The organism is Veronia pacifica (genome assembly GCF_001707825.1).
Classification (GTDB): Bacteria; Pseudomonadota; Gammaproteobacteria; order Enterobacterales; family Vibrionaceae; genus Veronia; species Veronia pacifica.
In genome coordinates, this window is sequence record NZ_LYBM01000013.1 from 13,663 (window position 1) to 27,254 (window position 13,592).

The 13,592-nt window shown below is 44.0% G+C and carries 15 protein-coding genes; 8 read left to right on the forward strand and 7 right to left on the reverse strand.

Translation table 11 applies throughout. The features are described 5' to 3' along the window. Positions 1-58 precede the first annotated feature (58 nt). The 5 genes from A8L45_RS08865 to hutX form a co-directional block, all read right to left on the reverse strand. Positions 59-478, reverse strand: a complete 420-nt coding sequence (locus tag A8L45_RS08865; protein WP_139122345.1) for a GNAT family N-acetyltransferase — start codon at positions 476-478, stop codon at positions 59-61. Positions 479-719: 241 nt separating this feature from the next. Beyond that, positions 720-938: a hypothetical protein gene (locus A8L45_RS08870; RefSeq protein WP_068901372.1), complete on the reverse strand. Its 219-nt coding sequence runs from the start codon at positions 936-938 to the stop codon at positions 720-722. 195 nt (positions 939-1,133) lie between these two features. Then, entirely contained in the window at positions 1,134-1,364 is a 231-nt protein-coding gene (locus A8L45_RS25690; protein WP_432416290.1) for a GDCCVxC domain-containing (seleno)protein, read from the reverse strand. A gap of 320 nt (positions 1,365-1,684) precedes the next feature. Further along, positions 1,685-2,251 (reverse strand): heme utilization protein HutZ, encoded by a 567-nt coding sequence (gene hutZ, locus A8L45_RS08875; protein ID WP_068901374.1) that lies wholly within the window; start codon positions 2,249-2,251, stop codon positions 1,685-1,687. Then, positions 2,248-2,769 (reverse strand): heme utilization cystosolic carrier protein HutX, encoded by a 522-nt coding sequence (hutX, locus tag A8L45_RS08880; protein ID WP_068901377.1) that lies wholly within the window; start codon positions 2,767-2,769, stop codon positions 2,248-2,250. The genes hutZ and hutX overlap by 4 nt, the downstream gene beginning before the upstream one ends. A 278-nt stretch (positions 2,770-3,047) precedes the next feature. Here hutX and A8L45_RS08885 point away from each other — a divergent pair, with 278 nt between their 5' ends. From A8L45_RS08885 to A8L45_RS08910, 6 genes are read left to right on the forward strand one after another with little or no spacing between them, the layout of a single operon-like run. Next, on the forward strand, positions 3,048-3,962 hold the full coding sequence (locus A8L45_RS08885) for an energy transducer TonB (protein WP_068901379.1): 915 nt from the start codon (positions 3,048-3,050) through the stop codon (positions 3,960-3,962). Positions 3,963-3,964: 2 nt separating this feature from the next. Beyond that, the gene (locus A8L45_RS08890) at positions 3,965-4,666 is read left to right on the forward strand and encodes a MotA/TolQ/ExbB proton channel family protein (RefSeq protein ID WP_245680687.1); all 702 of its coding nucleotides are present in this window, start codon (positions 3,965-3,967) and stop codon (positions 4,664-4,666) included. After that, a complete protein-coding gene (locus A8L45_RS08895; protein ID WP_068901381.1) occupies positions 4,663-5,085 on the forward strand; it encodes an ExbD/TolR family protein in 423 nt (140 codons plus the stop codon). Before A8L45_RS08890 ends, A8L45_RS08895 begins: the two co-directional genes overlap by 4 nt. Continuing rightward, the gene (locus A8L45_RS08900; RefSeq protein ID WP_068901383.1) at positions 5,082-5,954 is read left to right on the forward strand and encodes a heme/hemin ABC transporter substrate-binding protein; all 873 of its coding nucleotides are present in this window, start codon (positions 5,082-5,084) and stop codon (positions 5,952-5,954) included. Before A8L45_RS08895 ends, A8L45_RS08900 begins: the two co-directional genes overlap by 4 nt. Next, entirely contained in the window at positions 5,954-7,000 is a 1,047-nt protein-coding gene (locus A8L45_RS08905; RefSeq protein WP_068901386.1) for a FecCD family ABC transporter permease, read from the forward strand. The genes A8L45_RS08900 and A8L45_RS08905 overlap by 1 nt, the downstream gene beginning before the upstream one ends. Next, positions 7,000-7,764: a heme ABC transporter ATP-binding protein gene (locus A8L45_RS08910; RefSeq protein ID WP_068901388.1), complete on the forward strand. Its 765-nt coding sequence runs from the start codon at positions 7,000-7,002 to the stop codon at positions 7,762-7,764. Before A8L45_RS08905 ends, A8L45_RS08910 begins: the two co-directional genes overlap by 1 nt. 22 nt (positions 7,765-7,786) lie before the next feature. Here A8L45_RS08910 and A8L45_RS08915 read toward each other — a convergent pair whose 3' ends face one another. Beyond that, the gene (locus A8L45_RS08915; protein ID WP_068901390.1) at positions 7,787-9,448 is read right to left on the reverse strand and encodes an ABC-F family ATP-binding cassette domain-containing protein; all 1,662 of its coding nucleotides are present in this window, start codon (positions 9,446-9,448) and stop codon (positions 7,787-7,789) included. 316 nt (positions 9,449-9,764) lie between these two features. On the opposite strand from A8L45_RS08915, the gene A8L45_RS08920 reads away from it, so the two are divergent. Next, the gene (locus tag A8L45_RS08920) at positions 9,765-10,838 is read left to right on the forward strand and encodes a Gfo/Idh/MocA family oxidoreductase (protein ID WP_245680688.1); all 1,074 of its coding nucleotides are present in this window, start codon (positions 9,765-9,767) and stop codon (positions 10,836-10,838) included. Positions 10,839-10,972: 134 nt separating this feature from the next. Here A8L45_RS08920 and chrA read toward each other — a convergent pair whose 3' ends face one another. After that, complete coding sequence (gene chrA, locus A8L45_RS08925) at positions 10,973-12,136, reverse strand: chromate efflux transporter (RefSeq protein ID WP_068901395.1); 1,164 nt, start codon at positions 12,134-12,136, stop codon at positions 10,973-10,975. Between the two features lie 509 nt (positions 12,137-12,645). Between chrA and A8L45_RS08930 the strand changes: the two genes are divergently transcribed. Continuing rightward, positions 12,646-13,539, forward strand: coding sequence for a LysR family transcriptional regulator (locus A8L45_RS08930; RefSeq protein ID WP_068901397.1), 894 nt, complete (start codon positions 12,646-12,648; stop codon positions 13,537-13,539). Positions 13,540-13,592 lie beyond the last annotated feature (53 nt).

Sequence of the window (13,592 nt, forward strand, 5' to 3'; positions counted from 1 at the left end):
GTTTTTACTTCTATGAGGGAAAACTGAAACAGCGAGAAGGCAAGCTAGGATAGAAAGCTCACCTGCGCATTCTTATCAGCGTTGGCTCTGAGTCCTCTACCAACATCGAATCGACAAAGCCCATTTTTTCGTAAAACATGCGTGCATTTTTGTTCCGACTATCAACCTCAAGCCAGTCACAACGCAATATTTCAGTCGCGTAACGCAACAGTGTTTTTCCATAGCCTTGCCGCTGATAGGAAGGGTTGACGAACAGTAACTCCACTTTACTTTGACGAACACCAACAAAACCTATCATCACTTGCTGTGGCGAAAATATTGCTCGCAATGTCAACATATCAAGCAAATCCGGTAGGACACTTTGTTTGATTGTTGATATATCGTGCTCGCAATAAAAGGGGTAGCAGTGTCGAACAGTATGCTCCCATAACTGAATAAGTTCAGCGTGCTTATTGGGGAGCAGAATTTCAACCGACATGATGTCTGCCAACGTTAATGGATATGCAATAGTAAAAGGTAGATGAAGCACGAACAGGATGATGACCAATTAAAGAGAATATCCATCCAAAAGCAGGGTTGTACCAGTTATCAAGCGGAATAATCATTATGCAGGTATTGATTTGTGAAAAGCTCTAGGCTGACTGATTGCAAAGATGGACTTTGCCCTATCCGGCCAGCTCGCAGAGCTTTGTGATTTTCACAACCGAAAGTACTGGGAGCTAGTCCCCGAAATCATGCTCGTAGAGATTGAAAATATCGACAGGATCCACCCATGAGACGGCACCACATGCAGTGCAGGTACATTCGGTGTGATCCTTACTAATGCCTACGGGTGCAACAGTCAGAGCTGATGTCTGTGGATCATAGTGATTTTGTTCTCTGACCTCATGTCCGGTCTCAGTCCGGCATATTCCACAATACCATTCATGTAACCCCATGCTTTCACTCCTCACATGTTAATAATTATTTTATTTGTGAGTGTAAATAATTAGTGATGTTTGAATTTGTTCTATTTTCGAGACAACGTGAATTATTGTCTACAATAGTTCCACGTGATGGTTGAAAGCTATTCAGATTTGTTTCTAAATAATTGTTATATTTCGAATAAACTGGAATTCAATCAGTGGCTGGATTTACTGCTTAGTTGGATTATTACTGACTGTTGACAATCTTAACTGGCTTGATGGGCATGGTGTATCACCGAAGGAACAATACACACAACATTCGCCTGCAGGGGTGACTATCAGGCTGTCGCATTGCCGACAGTGATAGCAGGAAACACTCTCGGTCACATCCATAAGCTCTTCGGAAACAAAGCCACAGTCTGGACAGGTTATAACGGTCTTGAAGGATATTTTCATCATTTCTCCCGGACGATGCGCTGACCTAAGGGTGGAACAGAGCGGGGAGGAATTCAACTGATCATATACCCATGTGAAAGGTAATTTAAGCGCGTGTAACGTGTCAAAACTATATATTTATGGGCGTTTGTTCACTCATGAGTAAATGAAAGGCAATTTCGCATTTCTTCGACGCTTAGAAAATGAAAAGCAGAAGGAGGAAAATACGAAAGGTTGACGTCGTGACGATAAGAGACTGACTGATTGGAATAAAAAGACAGCCGAATAAACAGAAACTGGGTAAGTAGGTAGCCTACTCACCCAGTTTGCAATTGGTGTCAATGTTATGCTTCTTGCTTATCTTTCTTCACGTGACCGTGACCATCGGCAAGATGAAGAACTGAAAGCAGGTCCTCGCCTGATACATCATACGCCTGACCAAACCCTTTGACATATCGACCGTTCATTGGATTCAAACGATAAAGGTTAAAGTCAGTGAGCTGGCTGAGATTGTCAATCATCTCACCCAACCTCTCACTCATTACAGCGATCCCCTCTTCCCAGTTGTCGCTGTCTCGATGAACAGGTTCCGCTATCGTATCGAATGACAAACGGCGGCGAACAAAGATTGATCTCGCCTCGGTCTCGTCTTCTATCATCATGATCGACACGTCTGGACTCACTTTTAAATTGAGACCATGCTGAGCAAGGTCACTGACAAGGATATAATACCCTCTCTTGGAAAAAGCGAATGGCGCATAGCTGGTATGAGGCTTGCCATCTTTGTCCACTGTGCCCAATTGGAGCGTTTTACGCTCATCACGGAATGCCTGTATTTCAGGTCCGAGTCGATTTTGTAAACGCTCAGCCTTTTGCTCTTCAAACTTTTTGGCGTTATCTTGGTCACTCATTGGCCGAATTCCTCCTTTAGTGCCTCATACTTCTCAACTTGCCCTTCGATCAATTGACGCTTTTTGTCCCGGCCCAGATACACTTTGAACATGCACCCAAGATCCTCAGTAAAAAAAGCGATGTAGTGGCTTTCCATTCCTCTAAAAGGCTTACTGACAAAGGCGATATAACGAACTAGATCGAGTCTTAAGTGGCCGTGAAGCTCGCCTTCTTTTCCCATTAAATTATAGAATCCGTGAGCGGCTTTGCCTTTGGGAAAGGATGCCTTTGCTTCGAATATTGAGCCAAATGAGTGAACAATAGTGGTTACCTTCCCCCAATCGGGTAATGACTCCAATATTGCTTGGGCGTGCTCAGCACTGGCAACTTTGACCAAATTCTTCGGGAGCGCGAGCGTTATTTCACCTTCTGTTTTACCTAGGCTATCAGCCATCATGGATACTGGTGTGTCTTGATCTTTTTCAAGATATTCTGCGACCATTTGATGCGTTTGCAGTGAAATATCTACTGCTTGCATGCGTTTCTCCTTGCTCACTCTGAACTTTCGTTTTCGACGTCACTGTCTACTATTTTTACTCTCGGCCTAAAGAATAGCGTCATCACCTAGGATGCAACATATTTCATTTATCTCATTTGTGAGAACTTAGCCTCAATAAGGCCAGTTGCTTAATACGTTAGCCCGACAGAATAGGCAATAATATTCTCTACCAGCCGTAATGTAAATGATAATTGATATTATTTACATTACGTGCATAATAAAAAAGAGTCATGATTTGAATACTTTCAGGAGAGAGTGTGAGTGCCACAAGGTACCTGATATGTGGTGTTATTTCATTGGTTATACACGGTGTTGTTCTTTCTTTTTCACCACCAGAAAAACCTGTCATACACATGGAGCAAAAGTCAGGTAAAAGTATAAATATCAGTATTGTTTCTGTTGCTAGAAAGCAGCCTGAAGCAGATGTTACTAACCCCCTGCCCCCAAAGGAGATAAAAGAGAAAACTGCACAGAAAGAGACTATTCCTGAGCCTGAAGCTCCAGAAGAAATACCAACAAAAAAACCGCAGTTATTAACAAAACAGCCTGTACCAGCTAAAAAAGTAAATCAGCCTGAAAAAATAGTGGAAACGAAGAATAAACCTCAGCCTGATAAAAAACCAAGAAAGGTTGTTGTAGCGAAGGCCAAGGCTAAGCCCAAGCCGACAGAGGCAAAACAGCAAAAAGTAATAGTTGCAAAAAAAGCGGATGAAAAGAAAGCTGAGATTAAAAAGAAGCCTTTGCCTAAAAAGGTAGTCAAAAAGGAAGAGCCTAAAAAAGTCGTACAGAAAAAAATAGAAGTGGCTAGAAGTGAGCCGGTCAGCGAGAAAGCAGAGACAAAAGTCGATAGCAAGTCAAATATTGATATCGTGAAGAAGTCAGACGGTAAACCGCTCTTGGTGGAAAAGCCGACCTATAAGGTCAAGCCTATCCCACCAAGATATCCGAGGAGCGCACGACGTCGCGGACTCGAAGGGAAATTGTTGGTTGAAGTGTGGTTGAGTCAAAGCGGCGAACAGGTCAAACACGTTTTACTTCGCTCATCCGGCCATTCTCAACTCGATAGAGCCGCGTTGAAAGCTATCAAAAACTGGAAATTTTCAGGAATCGCTCAAAACGGCGTCGCAATTGCACACCGTGTTCGAATTCCGGTACATTTTAAATTGGATTAATCATGACATTTGCACAACTTATTTCATCTATTCAGTCTCAGCTTGGTTTAATGACTTGGCCGCTGACTGCGCTTTCTTTCATCCTTTTGATGCTGCTTATTGAACGTACGATTTTCTTTTTACTGAACGCCTCTGTCGGCTCTATTAACATTCAAAAGCAGATAAAAGCACTCAATATCGACAACACGCAGACAGTCTTAGACAAAGGCGAAGCCCTGTCCCGTCAGCGAAGCTTGACGAACAAGGGCGTCGGCTTGTTACTGCGCCACCATCAGACAGAAAAAGCACAACGTGAGGAAATCGCCGTTATCTGGCTTCAGGAACAGCGGGCACGCTTTTTCGCTGGTCTCAAGCTAATGAATATTATTGGTGTGATAAGTCCATTGGTTGGTTTACTCGGCACGGTACTTGGACTGATGGAAATGTTCCAGGGTATTGGCAAAAGTACAGGTTCAGTGACGCCAGCAGTACTTGCAGATGGTCTTGGCCTTGCTATGTCAACCACTGCTGCGGGTCTGATGCTTGCACTACCAGCTATCGCTTGTTCACAGCTCTTCCAGCTTTACGCTGAGCGAAGACTAAACAAAGCTGAGCATGTTATGAACCACTGTAACCTTATAATCTCGGGACATGACGCTGAGCACAAAGAGCGTGACCATAATATTGATGGCCACCGCACCGTTGCGCTGGAGGCAGGTAGATGATAAGCCACGCTAGCGATAGCCAGAAAGAGTCATTTGGCGTCGATTTGACTCCCCTCCTCGATATTCTCTTTATCGTCATGGTCTTTTTATTGCTCACTGCCAGCGTTCAGATAAAGACGATGGAAGTAACCATTCCATCGACAAATGAGAAAAGTGTTCTCTCAGTAACAGATAGTGACGTTGTCACAATAAACATACTCGCTGAAGAACCTCATTGGGCGATTGAAGGAAAAGCATTTTCGCAGTGGGCATTATTCGCCGGTCAAATTCAGGAGACTGTTGCCCGATATCCTGACCGGAAGGTGATTATCGCCCCTGATAAAGACGCCAGTGTTGAAAGGATGCTTAAGCTACTGGCGTTTTTACAGACAAACAACATAGATGCCACTAATATCGTTATGGAAGAAGATAAGACATGAAAACAAAAGCGCTACAATTTATTAAGGGAATAGCACTGGCTGGGTCATTACTTACCACCTCAACGGCCATTGCAGAGCCATTGCGTATTATCAGCGCGGGTTCTGGTGTCACTGAGTTAATCTATGCTCTTGGTGCACAGGACAAACTGGTTGCTGTCGACCTGACAAGCCGAAGTTATATTGAGGGAGACAACATTCCTCAGGTTGGCTATCACAGGCAGTTATCTTCTGAAGGATTACTTGCGCTGTCCCCCACACACCTCATCGGGTCAGAAGCAATGGGCCCCAACAGCACACTGGATATACTCAAAGCCAGCGGTGTAACTGTCAGTACATTACCAGAAGGCCATACGCTGAAAGAGTTTAATCAACGTATAGACAGTCTTGCAGCACTGACAAACAAACAAGAAAAAGCTGAATTGATCAAGGCGGAAGTGTCATCACGAATGAAGGCACTGACTAAGGAAAAGCCCTCAAACCAGCCAAATGTTTTGTTCATGATGATGGCAGGAGAGCGAGCTACTCATGTTGCTGGTGATAAAACCACTATCAACACAGTGATAGATCTCGCGGGTGGAAACAACCCAGCCGCAGCCAGTATCGACTCTTATAAAGCGTTGTCGTATGAAGCCATTGTCGACATGGGACCGGAATATATCCTTATCTCAGAAAGAACATGGCGCGAAATGAACAACGCTGAGGCCGTATTAAATGCCTATCCATTACTGAGAGCAACACCAGCGGGAATGAAGGGGCGTATTCTTCCTGTTCCAACAGAGGCTATTCTTGGTGGCTTCGGGATTGAGAGCCTGAATCTTGCGTATTCAATGAACGAAATGTTCAGGAAAAATGCTGACGGATTGAAATAATGAATATCGTGCATGGCAGGCGAGTGCCTGTGAAGTGGCTACTGATCATCTCAGGCTTTGCCTTGTATGTTGCAGTGGTCAGTTCGGTAACGCTGGGACCAATGGATATTTCCTTCGTTGACAGTCTAAAAGCACTGTTGCCGATGGAAACTTCGCTTCCTACGCACATCGAAGTGATTATACAGCAGGTTAGATTGCCAAGAACGCTACTGGCACTAAGTGTAGGAGCCATATTGGCAATGTGCGGTACTGTCATGCAGGGATTATTCAGAAATCCTCTCGCCGACCCCGGTATTATCGGGGTCTCAGCTGGTGCGTCTCTCGGTGCTGCGTTCGCTGTTATTATTTTCGGCAGTCTTGCCGCCGAGAGCGCTATGTTACTCAAGTTTGGTACTGTTCCTGTTTTTGCTTTTATTGGCGGAGCTGTCACCACACTTCTCATATATCGACTTGGCTCTGGACCAACAGGGACATCTGTTACCGTTATGTTGCTTGCTGGCGTTGCCGTCGCTGCACTCGCAGGAGCTGGCATCGGGCTAATGACCTACTTTGCTGATGATCAGGCACTGCGTGACTTTACAATGTGGACCATGGGAGCTCTGTCAGGTGCAAGTTGGCCCGGTTTAGTCCTCGCGTTTACGACCTTATTTATTCTCTTCTTCTGCTTTCGGAGGGATGCAGCAAAGCTTAATGCCCTATTACTGGGTGAAGCCGAAGCCCGTCACCTAGGGATCAATATCCAGTCATTGAAGCGAAATCTCATTATCCTCACGGCAATTGGTGTTGGTGTGACGGTGTCACTTTCAGGGATGATCGGATTTATTGGTCTCATCGTTCCGCATTTAGGGCGCATTTTCACTGGCCCAGATCATAGGAGTCTTCTTCCTGTTTCGATGATACTTGGCGCGCTGTTACTACTGATAGCTGACATGATTTCACGAACTATCGCGGCACCAATGGACATGCCTGTTGGTATTGTCACAGCAATTCTTGGTGCACCATTCTTTATCGGTCTTCTGGCTAAACAACGAGGAAGGTTACGCTGATGGCAGTTTCAGTTCAGGGATTGAGCCTGACTCTGGGTGGAAATGATATTATTTCTGATATCACAACACGTTTTCGAAAAGGCGAATTAACCATTATCCTCGGTCCTAACGGTACGGGAAAAAGTAGCCTACTGAAATTACTCAGTCAGGAATGGAAAGGCAACGGGAGTATCTGTCTTCATGACAAAGATATTGACGAATGGACTCCACAAAATCGTGCATCGTTCCTGGGCGTTTTACCGCAATCCAGCGATCTAAGCTTTGCCTTTAATGTACGTGAAGTGGTTGAAATGGGTGGACTGTCCTTATCTGTGAGCCAACAGGCTCTGGCCGAGATTGCTGATGAGTATATGGAAAAAACAGACGTTCTCCATCTTGCGGGACGTATTTACCCCACCCTCTCTGGCGGAGAGAAGCAGCGTGTTCATCTTGCCAGAGTGTTAACACAAATATCTCAGGCGAAGCATGACAAAATTCTGCTACTTGACGAACCTACATCTGCGCTCGACCTCAGTCATCAACACAAGACACTGCGACTTGCCAGAGAGATTGCATCCAGTGGTGGAGCAGTCATTGCTGTGATACACGATTTAAATTTGGCCGCTCAATATGCAGATAGGATTATCATGCTAAATGGTGGATTTATTATTGCGGATGGTGATCCAGACCAAGTGATAACCAGCGATATTATTCAACGTGTATATCGCTGGCCAGTGGATGTTTTTCGCCACCCCGAAAGGGGTCACCCTGTTGTTATGGGGTAAATTGAAATATAGTTGGGCCACTTTATGTATTACACAGATCGGCCTCTTTCCTTATTGTATTTGTGACATTGTCACTTATTAAATTGTAGGTATGACAAATCCCACAGTCCGAGATAAAGTCAGGATCGTGACTGACAAGCAATACACTCCCTTCATAGTCCCGAATAGCTCGTGACAACATAATTTTCGAATCGATATCTAAGTGGTTGTCCGGTTCGTCCAATAGCAATATGGTTGGCTCTTTGCTGTTACTCATCGCTGCGAGCGTCAGTTTCATTCGTTCGCCTCCGCTTAAAGAGGAGACTTCTTTAAATACACTATCACCACGAAATCCAGCTTGAGCTAGGAAATGACGAGCATCTGATACGCTCACACCGGGACACAACATACATAAGTTGTCTAGCATGCCCTTATCTGCATCAAGGACGCTGATGTTCTGGTCAAGATATAAAGTTGAAAGTGAGCAAGCTACCTCTCCACTAAGCGCTGAGTACTCCCCCCTTAACACTTTAAGTAGGGTCGATTTACCGCTTCCATTAGCGCCAGAAAGTAATAATTTTTGCCCACCTCTTAGTGACATTGTCACTTTGTTGGATGTGCCGTATGGCAGCCTGACATCATTAAGTATCACGACGTGATCTTTGTGATGCCAATAATTACCAAAGGCCAAATGTTGCTGGCAGATCTCTGCCTTGAGGCAGTCGAGCTTTTTCTTTTTTTCCTTCAACTTCAGCAACCGTTGATTATCTTTATTCTGTTGGTTCCCACGTCGCGCCTCTGCTGAATTTTTCATATAACCCATTAGCATCTTTCCGTGAGACGAAGATTTCACTCTCTTATTTCCCGCCTTTTCACGCTTTTGCGCTTTTTCCTTGTTATCTTGCAGTTGTCGCTCAGCTCTCTTACAGGCTTTATCGGCGTCCAAACAGCGCTTTTCAAACGCATCCTGCTCTATTTTTCGCATAGCGATATAGTCACTGTAAGATCCCGAGTATTTTCGAATACCCATATCATCGAGATGAAGGATCTCATCACAGTGTTCCAGTAGGAGCCTGTCATGACTAATCAACAAAATCTTCCCTTCATAGTTTTTTATCTTGTTGATCAGCCAGTGCTTGGCATCAATATCTAGGTGATTAGAAGGCTCATCTAAGACCAATAAGCTCTTACTTGACTCAAATTGCTTCCATAAGCCTAGAATAGTTCTTTGCCCGCCACTCAATGAGGACATTGGTGTAGTCATTGCGCAGCTTTCCAATCTGAGTTCAGTCAACAAATCATCAATATGCTCCCTCACGGACCAGTCATCAGCAATCATTTCAAAGTCAGAAATATCGCAACTGCCCTGCTCTATTCGTCTCAAAGCATCAAGCTTCTGGTTTACGCCGAGGAAGTTAGCTAGCGTCAATTCGGCGTATTTCTTACTGTCGCCGCCATCAGTAACAGACACAGATTGCTCGTAGTCATGGAACTGCGCTGAGTAACCACATTGTTGTGGACGAATAACAGTACCTGATATGGGTTGCTTTTCTCCAATCAGCAGTTTGGCGACAACAGATTTACCGCAACCGTTTCTTCCTACCAGGCCTGTCAGTTTTGCGTTGAGTGAGAAATTTAAAGGTGGAAATAGTGATTCGCCATTTTCAAATTGAAATGTAACATTCTGAAAAATAACTAATGGCATAGCGCCTCCTTATCGAAATAAGTAGGGCTGTGGGCAGCATGTGCTCTATACAGAGAATGAACAGGCAAGTGCCTGAAAACAGATATGAGATAGATGTGGTTTACGCCCACCAAACCCTAAAAAAACTAAAAATGAATTAGATTGTAAGGGGTTAGCAAATCATTTAGGCGTAAACTCCGTCATCAGAAAGTGAGTGTATTTCTCCACACCAAATCACTGATTACAATTAATACGCGATATTTCTGAGTCTCACCTCACGTTTTGATGAGTCTTTGGGTATACATCAGGTCGTAATCGTACTGACACTGGCATTGTGATGTCGTATATTCTGCATACGGTATCTATGTATCTGGGGCGCGTTATGATTCGTACAGGATTAATTGGATTCGGAGTCTCTTCCACAATATTTCACATACCCTTTCTCTCTGCCCTATCAGAGCTTTCTATCACCGCAGTCGTGAGTAGTAGACCTAATGAGGTTGAAGCCGTACTGCCAACTGCAAGTTGTTACTCCACGATAGAAGAGATGCTGCTTAAGTCTGAGCTCGACCTGATCGTTATTACTTCCCCCAATGATACTCACTTCAATTACGCTAAACAGGCTCTGGAGTCTGACTGCCATGTGCTTGTGGAAAAGCCTTTTGTTATTCGTTCTGGCGAAGGCCTTCAGCTTATTAAAATTGCAAGGGAAAGGAATAAAATCTTATGTCCTTTTCAAAATCGTCGCTGGGACGGCGATTTCCTGACTGTTAAATCACTTATTGAGTCGGGTGAGCTGGGGTCAGTACGGCTATTTGAATCGCATTTTGATCGCTATCGACCAAATGTTTCAGGTCGCTGGCGAGAACTACCGGGTGCAGGAACAGGTATGCTTTTTGACCTCGGTTCTCATTTAATCGACCAAGCACTTCTCCTTTTTGGTGATCCATCTGCTATTTCTGCCCGTTCTCATGCCATGCGACCGGAATCACAAGCGGTAGATTATTTCCGTGTGGTACTCCATTACTCCGATAAAGAAGTCATTCTTGGTTCAAGTCCGTTTCGTTCCGGACATGGCCTTAGATTCGAGGTACAAGGAACTATCGCCACTTTCACCAGCTACGGTGTTGATATTCAAGAAAAGCAACTAAGAGCGGGTTTGAGTACCTCAGCTCCTGATTTTGGTGTCCAAAATCATCCAGGCACAATAGAAGTTGGCGATGGTAAAGAAACCAGAGATATCGCACTTGAACGTGGCTGTTATTCCGAGCTTTTCGCTAGATTGGCTGAAGCTATTATCGATGGAAAACCTTCACCGATAAATGCTGAGGATGCGACTAAGGTTATATATGCCATTGAGCTTGCACAGCACGCTGCAGATACGGGGAAAGCGCACCGTTGGGAGTTTTAAGGAATGAAATCATTATTTTGATAGACCTTTAGGATTTTTCGCCGTTTGTTTGATCATTTTATGATTAGATATATAGTTATAGTGCGTTAAATGATTTAAATAAATGGACCATTAAGGTCCACCTATTCCGATAACTACAGAATCATAGAAAAAACCAGCTTATACACCAGCATCGCAGCCAGTAACCAAAACACTGAAAACTGATATTTACGCATGATGAGGAATGCAATCGACACAACGACGATATCACTAATGTTATTTACCGCACTTATCCATACAGGTTGGTACAGTGCCGCCAACAGTAACCCAACCACTGCAGCGTTGATTAAGGTCACAGCCCCTGCGAATGCCGGATTCAGCATAACTTTCTGCCATACCGGCATTGCAGCGAAAAGTAGCAAAGCGCCCGGGAGAAAGATTGCGAGCGTAGCAATAAAACTGCCGAGATACGGATCGACGCCTTGAAACGATGCCCCGACATAACTGGCAACAGTGAACATAGGGCCAGGAACTAATTGTGCAGCAGCATATCCCTCAACGAGTGCAGTACCAGTTACGCTGTCACCTATTATTGGCTGTAAAAGTGGTAATACGACATGACCACCACCAAAAACAAAACTACCAGCCTGATAAAAGTAATGAAACACGTTCACCGGGGAAGAAGATGGAAGTAACACGGGTAAGATAAGTAGCAGAGCAAAAATGATGAACAGTGGTATGGTCAGCGATGAAGATACTGAAGACTTTCTTTCGCTCTCAGAACTCTTGGGTTTCTTTGATAAGAAAAGTGCTCCGACAACACCACACATTATGATGGGCATCAGCTGTGCAACTAGGCCGCTTTGCCAGAGGATCCAAACTGCCGTCAGTATACACGCCGCAACAGTAGCAAAGCTGTGAACAAACTTTTTACCCATGGTCCATATCGCATCGGCGACCACGACCACAGCGAGTAATTTTGCAGCACCGATCGACATTACAAGCCAAGGAGCATCACCTGATGTTGATGAGGTTGATACAGCTAAAAGGGTTAACAAAACAGCAGAAGGAAGAGTGAAACCGATAAAAGCCATCAGTGCCCCAGAAAACCCTGCCCTGTTATGGCCAATATACATTCCCATCTGACTGCTCGCCGGGCCCGGCAAAAACTGACACAGGCTTAATGCACTGGCAAATTCCTCATCAGAAAGCCACTTTCTTTTATCAACAAATTCTCTTTGAAAATACCCTATGTGAGCAACCGGACCACCGAAGCTCATACAACCTAATAGTAAGAAGCGATAAAACACCTCAAACATTCATACCTCCTGTATTCGTGATCTCCTATCAAGGCATTCGAAGAAGAGGCAACTGAACGTCGACTCGATGTTCTGCCTATGCGCGCATTTAACAAGAAAAATGTTGTTTTGCATTGCAGTGGAATGGTCTAGGAAAGGAAAAACACTCTGATGTAAAAATGATAGTTAACACATTAATATGCCTCACTAAAATGACAACTTCATTACAAACTTAGATTCCTCCCCATGCTCAAAATATTTCGTTACACAGATTGGATTTTTGTTTCCATGAGGAAACGATGAACTCTCAGTCTGATAACATTTTAGATATGGTGAAAACTCAAACTGTAAGTTAATTTCACAACACTGTCATGGTATTCCATTTAAGAATATCATGTAAGTAAGTGTGTAAACACTTTCAGTATGATTGTCACAAATCATGAAGCGTTTCTTTCATACTTAAATGAAAGTATCGAAGAGTTGCTCTGCTTTGTATGTCAGAACGCTGAGACTCAGAGAAGGAATTCAATGTGAAAAAAGGAACGCTTGATCACTTAGAGCAGTTAGTAGTGTTTACCATGCTGGCTAAAGAACAGCATTTTACCCGGGCTGGTAATCGACTCGGTATATCTAAATCTCAGGTAAGCAAGCAAGTACGCGCACTGGAAGATAGGCTGGGTATTCCTCTGGTAAATCGAAATACCAGATCAGTATCACTTACTGAAACAGGGATACAATACGCCGCACATGGTATTAAAATCTTGCAGCTTTTTGATGAAGCTGAATGCTCTGTTCAACGTTTCGAGCAAACCGAGACGGGTAATATTGACCTTTACCTAGACGAGAATGTGACTCTCCAGCAAGCCATGGCACTAACCTCCCCTTTTCAGACTCAATATCCCGATGTTCGTTTTCATTTTATAAGACAAACACATCGCCACGAGTTCGACCCTATTTTCCACCTTGCCGTGTTACCGTCACCACCATCCTCAGTGAAATCATTACGCCTCACTCGTTACCCTCTTCGCTTGGTTGCATCAAAGAAATACATCGATAAAAATGGCAGGCCAAAATCACACGCTGATTTATCACAATTTAATTGTATTGCCACCCAATCAAGACAAGCTTCGATCCAACAGGGTTGGAGGACAAGCCAACACGAAAAAATGAAAGCGCTATTTGTCGAGGGAAATATTAAGCTGGAAAATTGTGAAGATGTATTAATCGCGGTAGAACAACATTGTGGAATTGGTTACCTACCCGCTCACCTCGTTAACGAAAAAATTAGAGAGGGCCACCTGGTGAGCCTATTAGATGAATTGACGAACACGTCAACGTCATCGCTTTATCTGATTTATCCAGACACTCAAGATATTCCGAATGTCTGCGAAGCCTTCATAAATTTTCTAATCAACCAATTGTGATGGATGAAACGTGACACTGTATCTTTTTATAACCAGCACAAGAAAAAAAGGCC

Bases quoted from the DNA above. Each gene is read 5' to 3' on its own strand.
- A8L45_RS08895 (WP_068901381.1), top strand. From the start codon at position 4,663: ATGATAAGCCACGCTAGCGATAGCCAGAAAGAGTCATTTGGCGTCGAT.
- A8L45_RS08900 (WP_068901383.1), top strand. From the start codon at position 5,082: ATGAAAACAAAAGCGCTACAATTTATTAAGGGAATAGCACTGGCTGGG.
- A8L45_RS08920 (WP_245680688.1), top strand. From the start codon at position 9,765: ATGTCGTATATTCTGCATACGGTATCTATGTATCTGGGGCGCGTTATG.
- hutX (WP_068901377.1), bottom strand. From the start codon at position 2,769: ATGCAAGCAGTAGATATTTCACTGCAAACGCATCAAATGGTCGCAGAA.
- A8L45_RS25690 (WP_432416290.1), bottom strand. From the start codon at position 1,364: ATGATGAAAATATCCTTCAAGACCGTTATAACCTGTCCAGACTGTGGC.
- A8L45_RS08910 (WP_068901388.1), top strand. From the start codon at position 7,000: ATGGCAGTTTCAGTTCAGGGATTGAGCCTGACTCTGGGTGGAAATGAT.
- A8L45_RS08905 (WP_068901386.1), top strand. From the start codon at position 5,954: ATGAATATCGTGCATGGCAGGCGAGTGCCTGTGAAGTGGCTACTGATC.
- A8L45_RS08915 (WP_068901390.1), bottom strand. From the start codon at position 9,448: ATGCCATTAGTTATTTTTCAGAATGTTACATTTCAATTTGAAAATGGC.
- chrA (WP_068901395.1), bottom strand. From the start codon at position 12,136: ATGTTTGAGGTGTTTTATCGCTTCTTACTATTAGGTTGTATGAGCTTC.
- A8L45_RS08890 (WP_245680687.1), top strand. From the start codon at position 3,965: ATGACATTTGCACAACTTATTTCATCTATTCAGTCTCAGCTTGGTTTA.
- A8L45_RS08870 (WP_068901372.1), bottom strand. From the start codon at position 938: ATGGGGTTACATGAATGGTATTGTGGAATATGCCGGACTGAGACCGGA.
- A8L45_RS08865 (WP_139122345.1), bottom strand. From the start codon at position 478: ATGTCGGTTGAAATTCTGCTCCCCAATAAGCACGCTGAACTTATTCAG.
- hutZ (WP_068901374.1), bottom strand. From the start codon at position 2,251: ATGAGTGACCAAGATAACGCCAAAAAGTTTGAAGAGCAAAAGGCTGAG.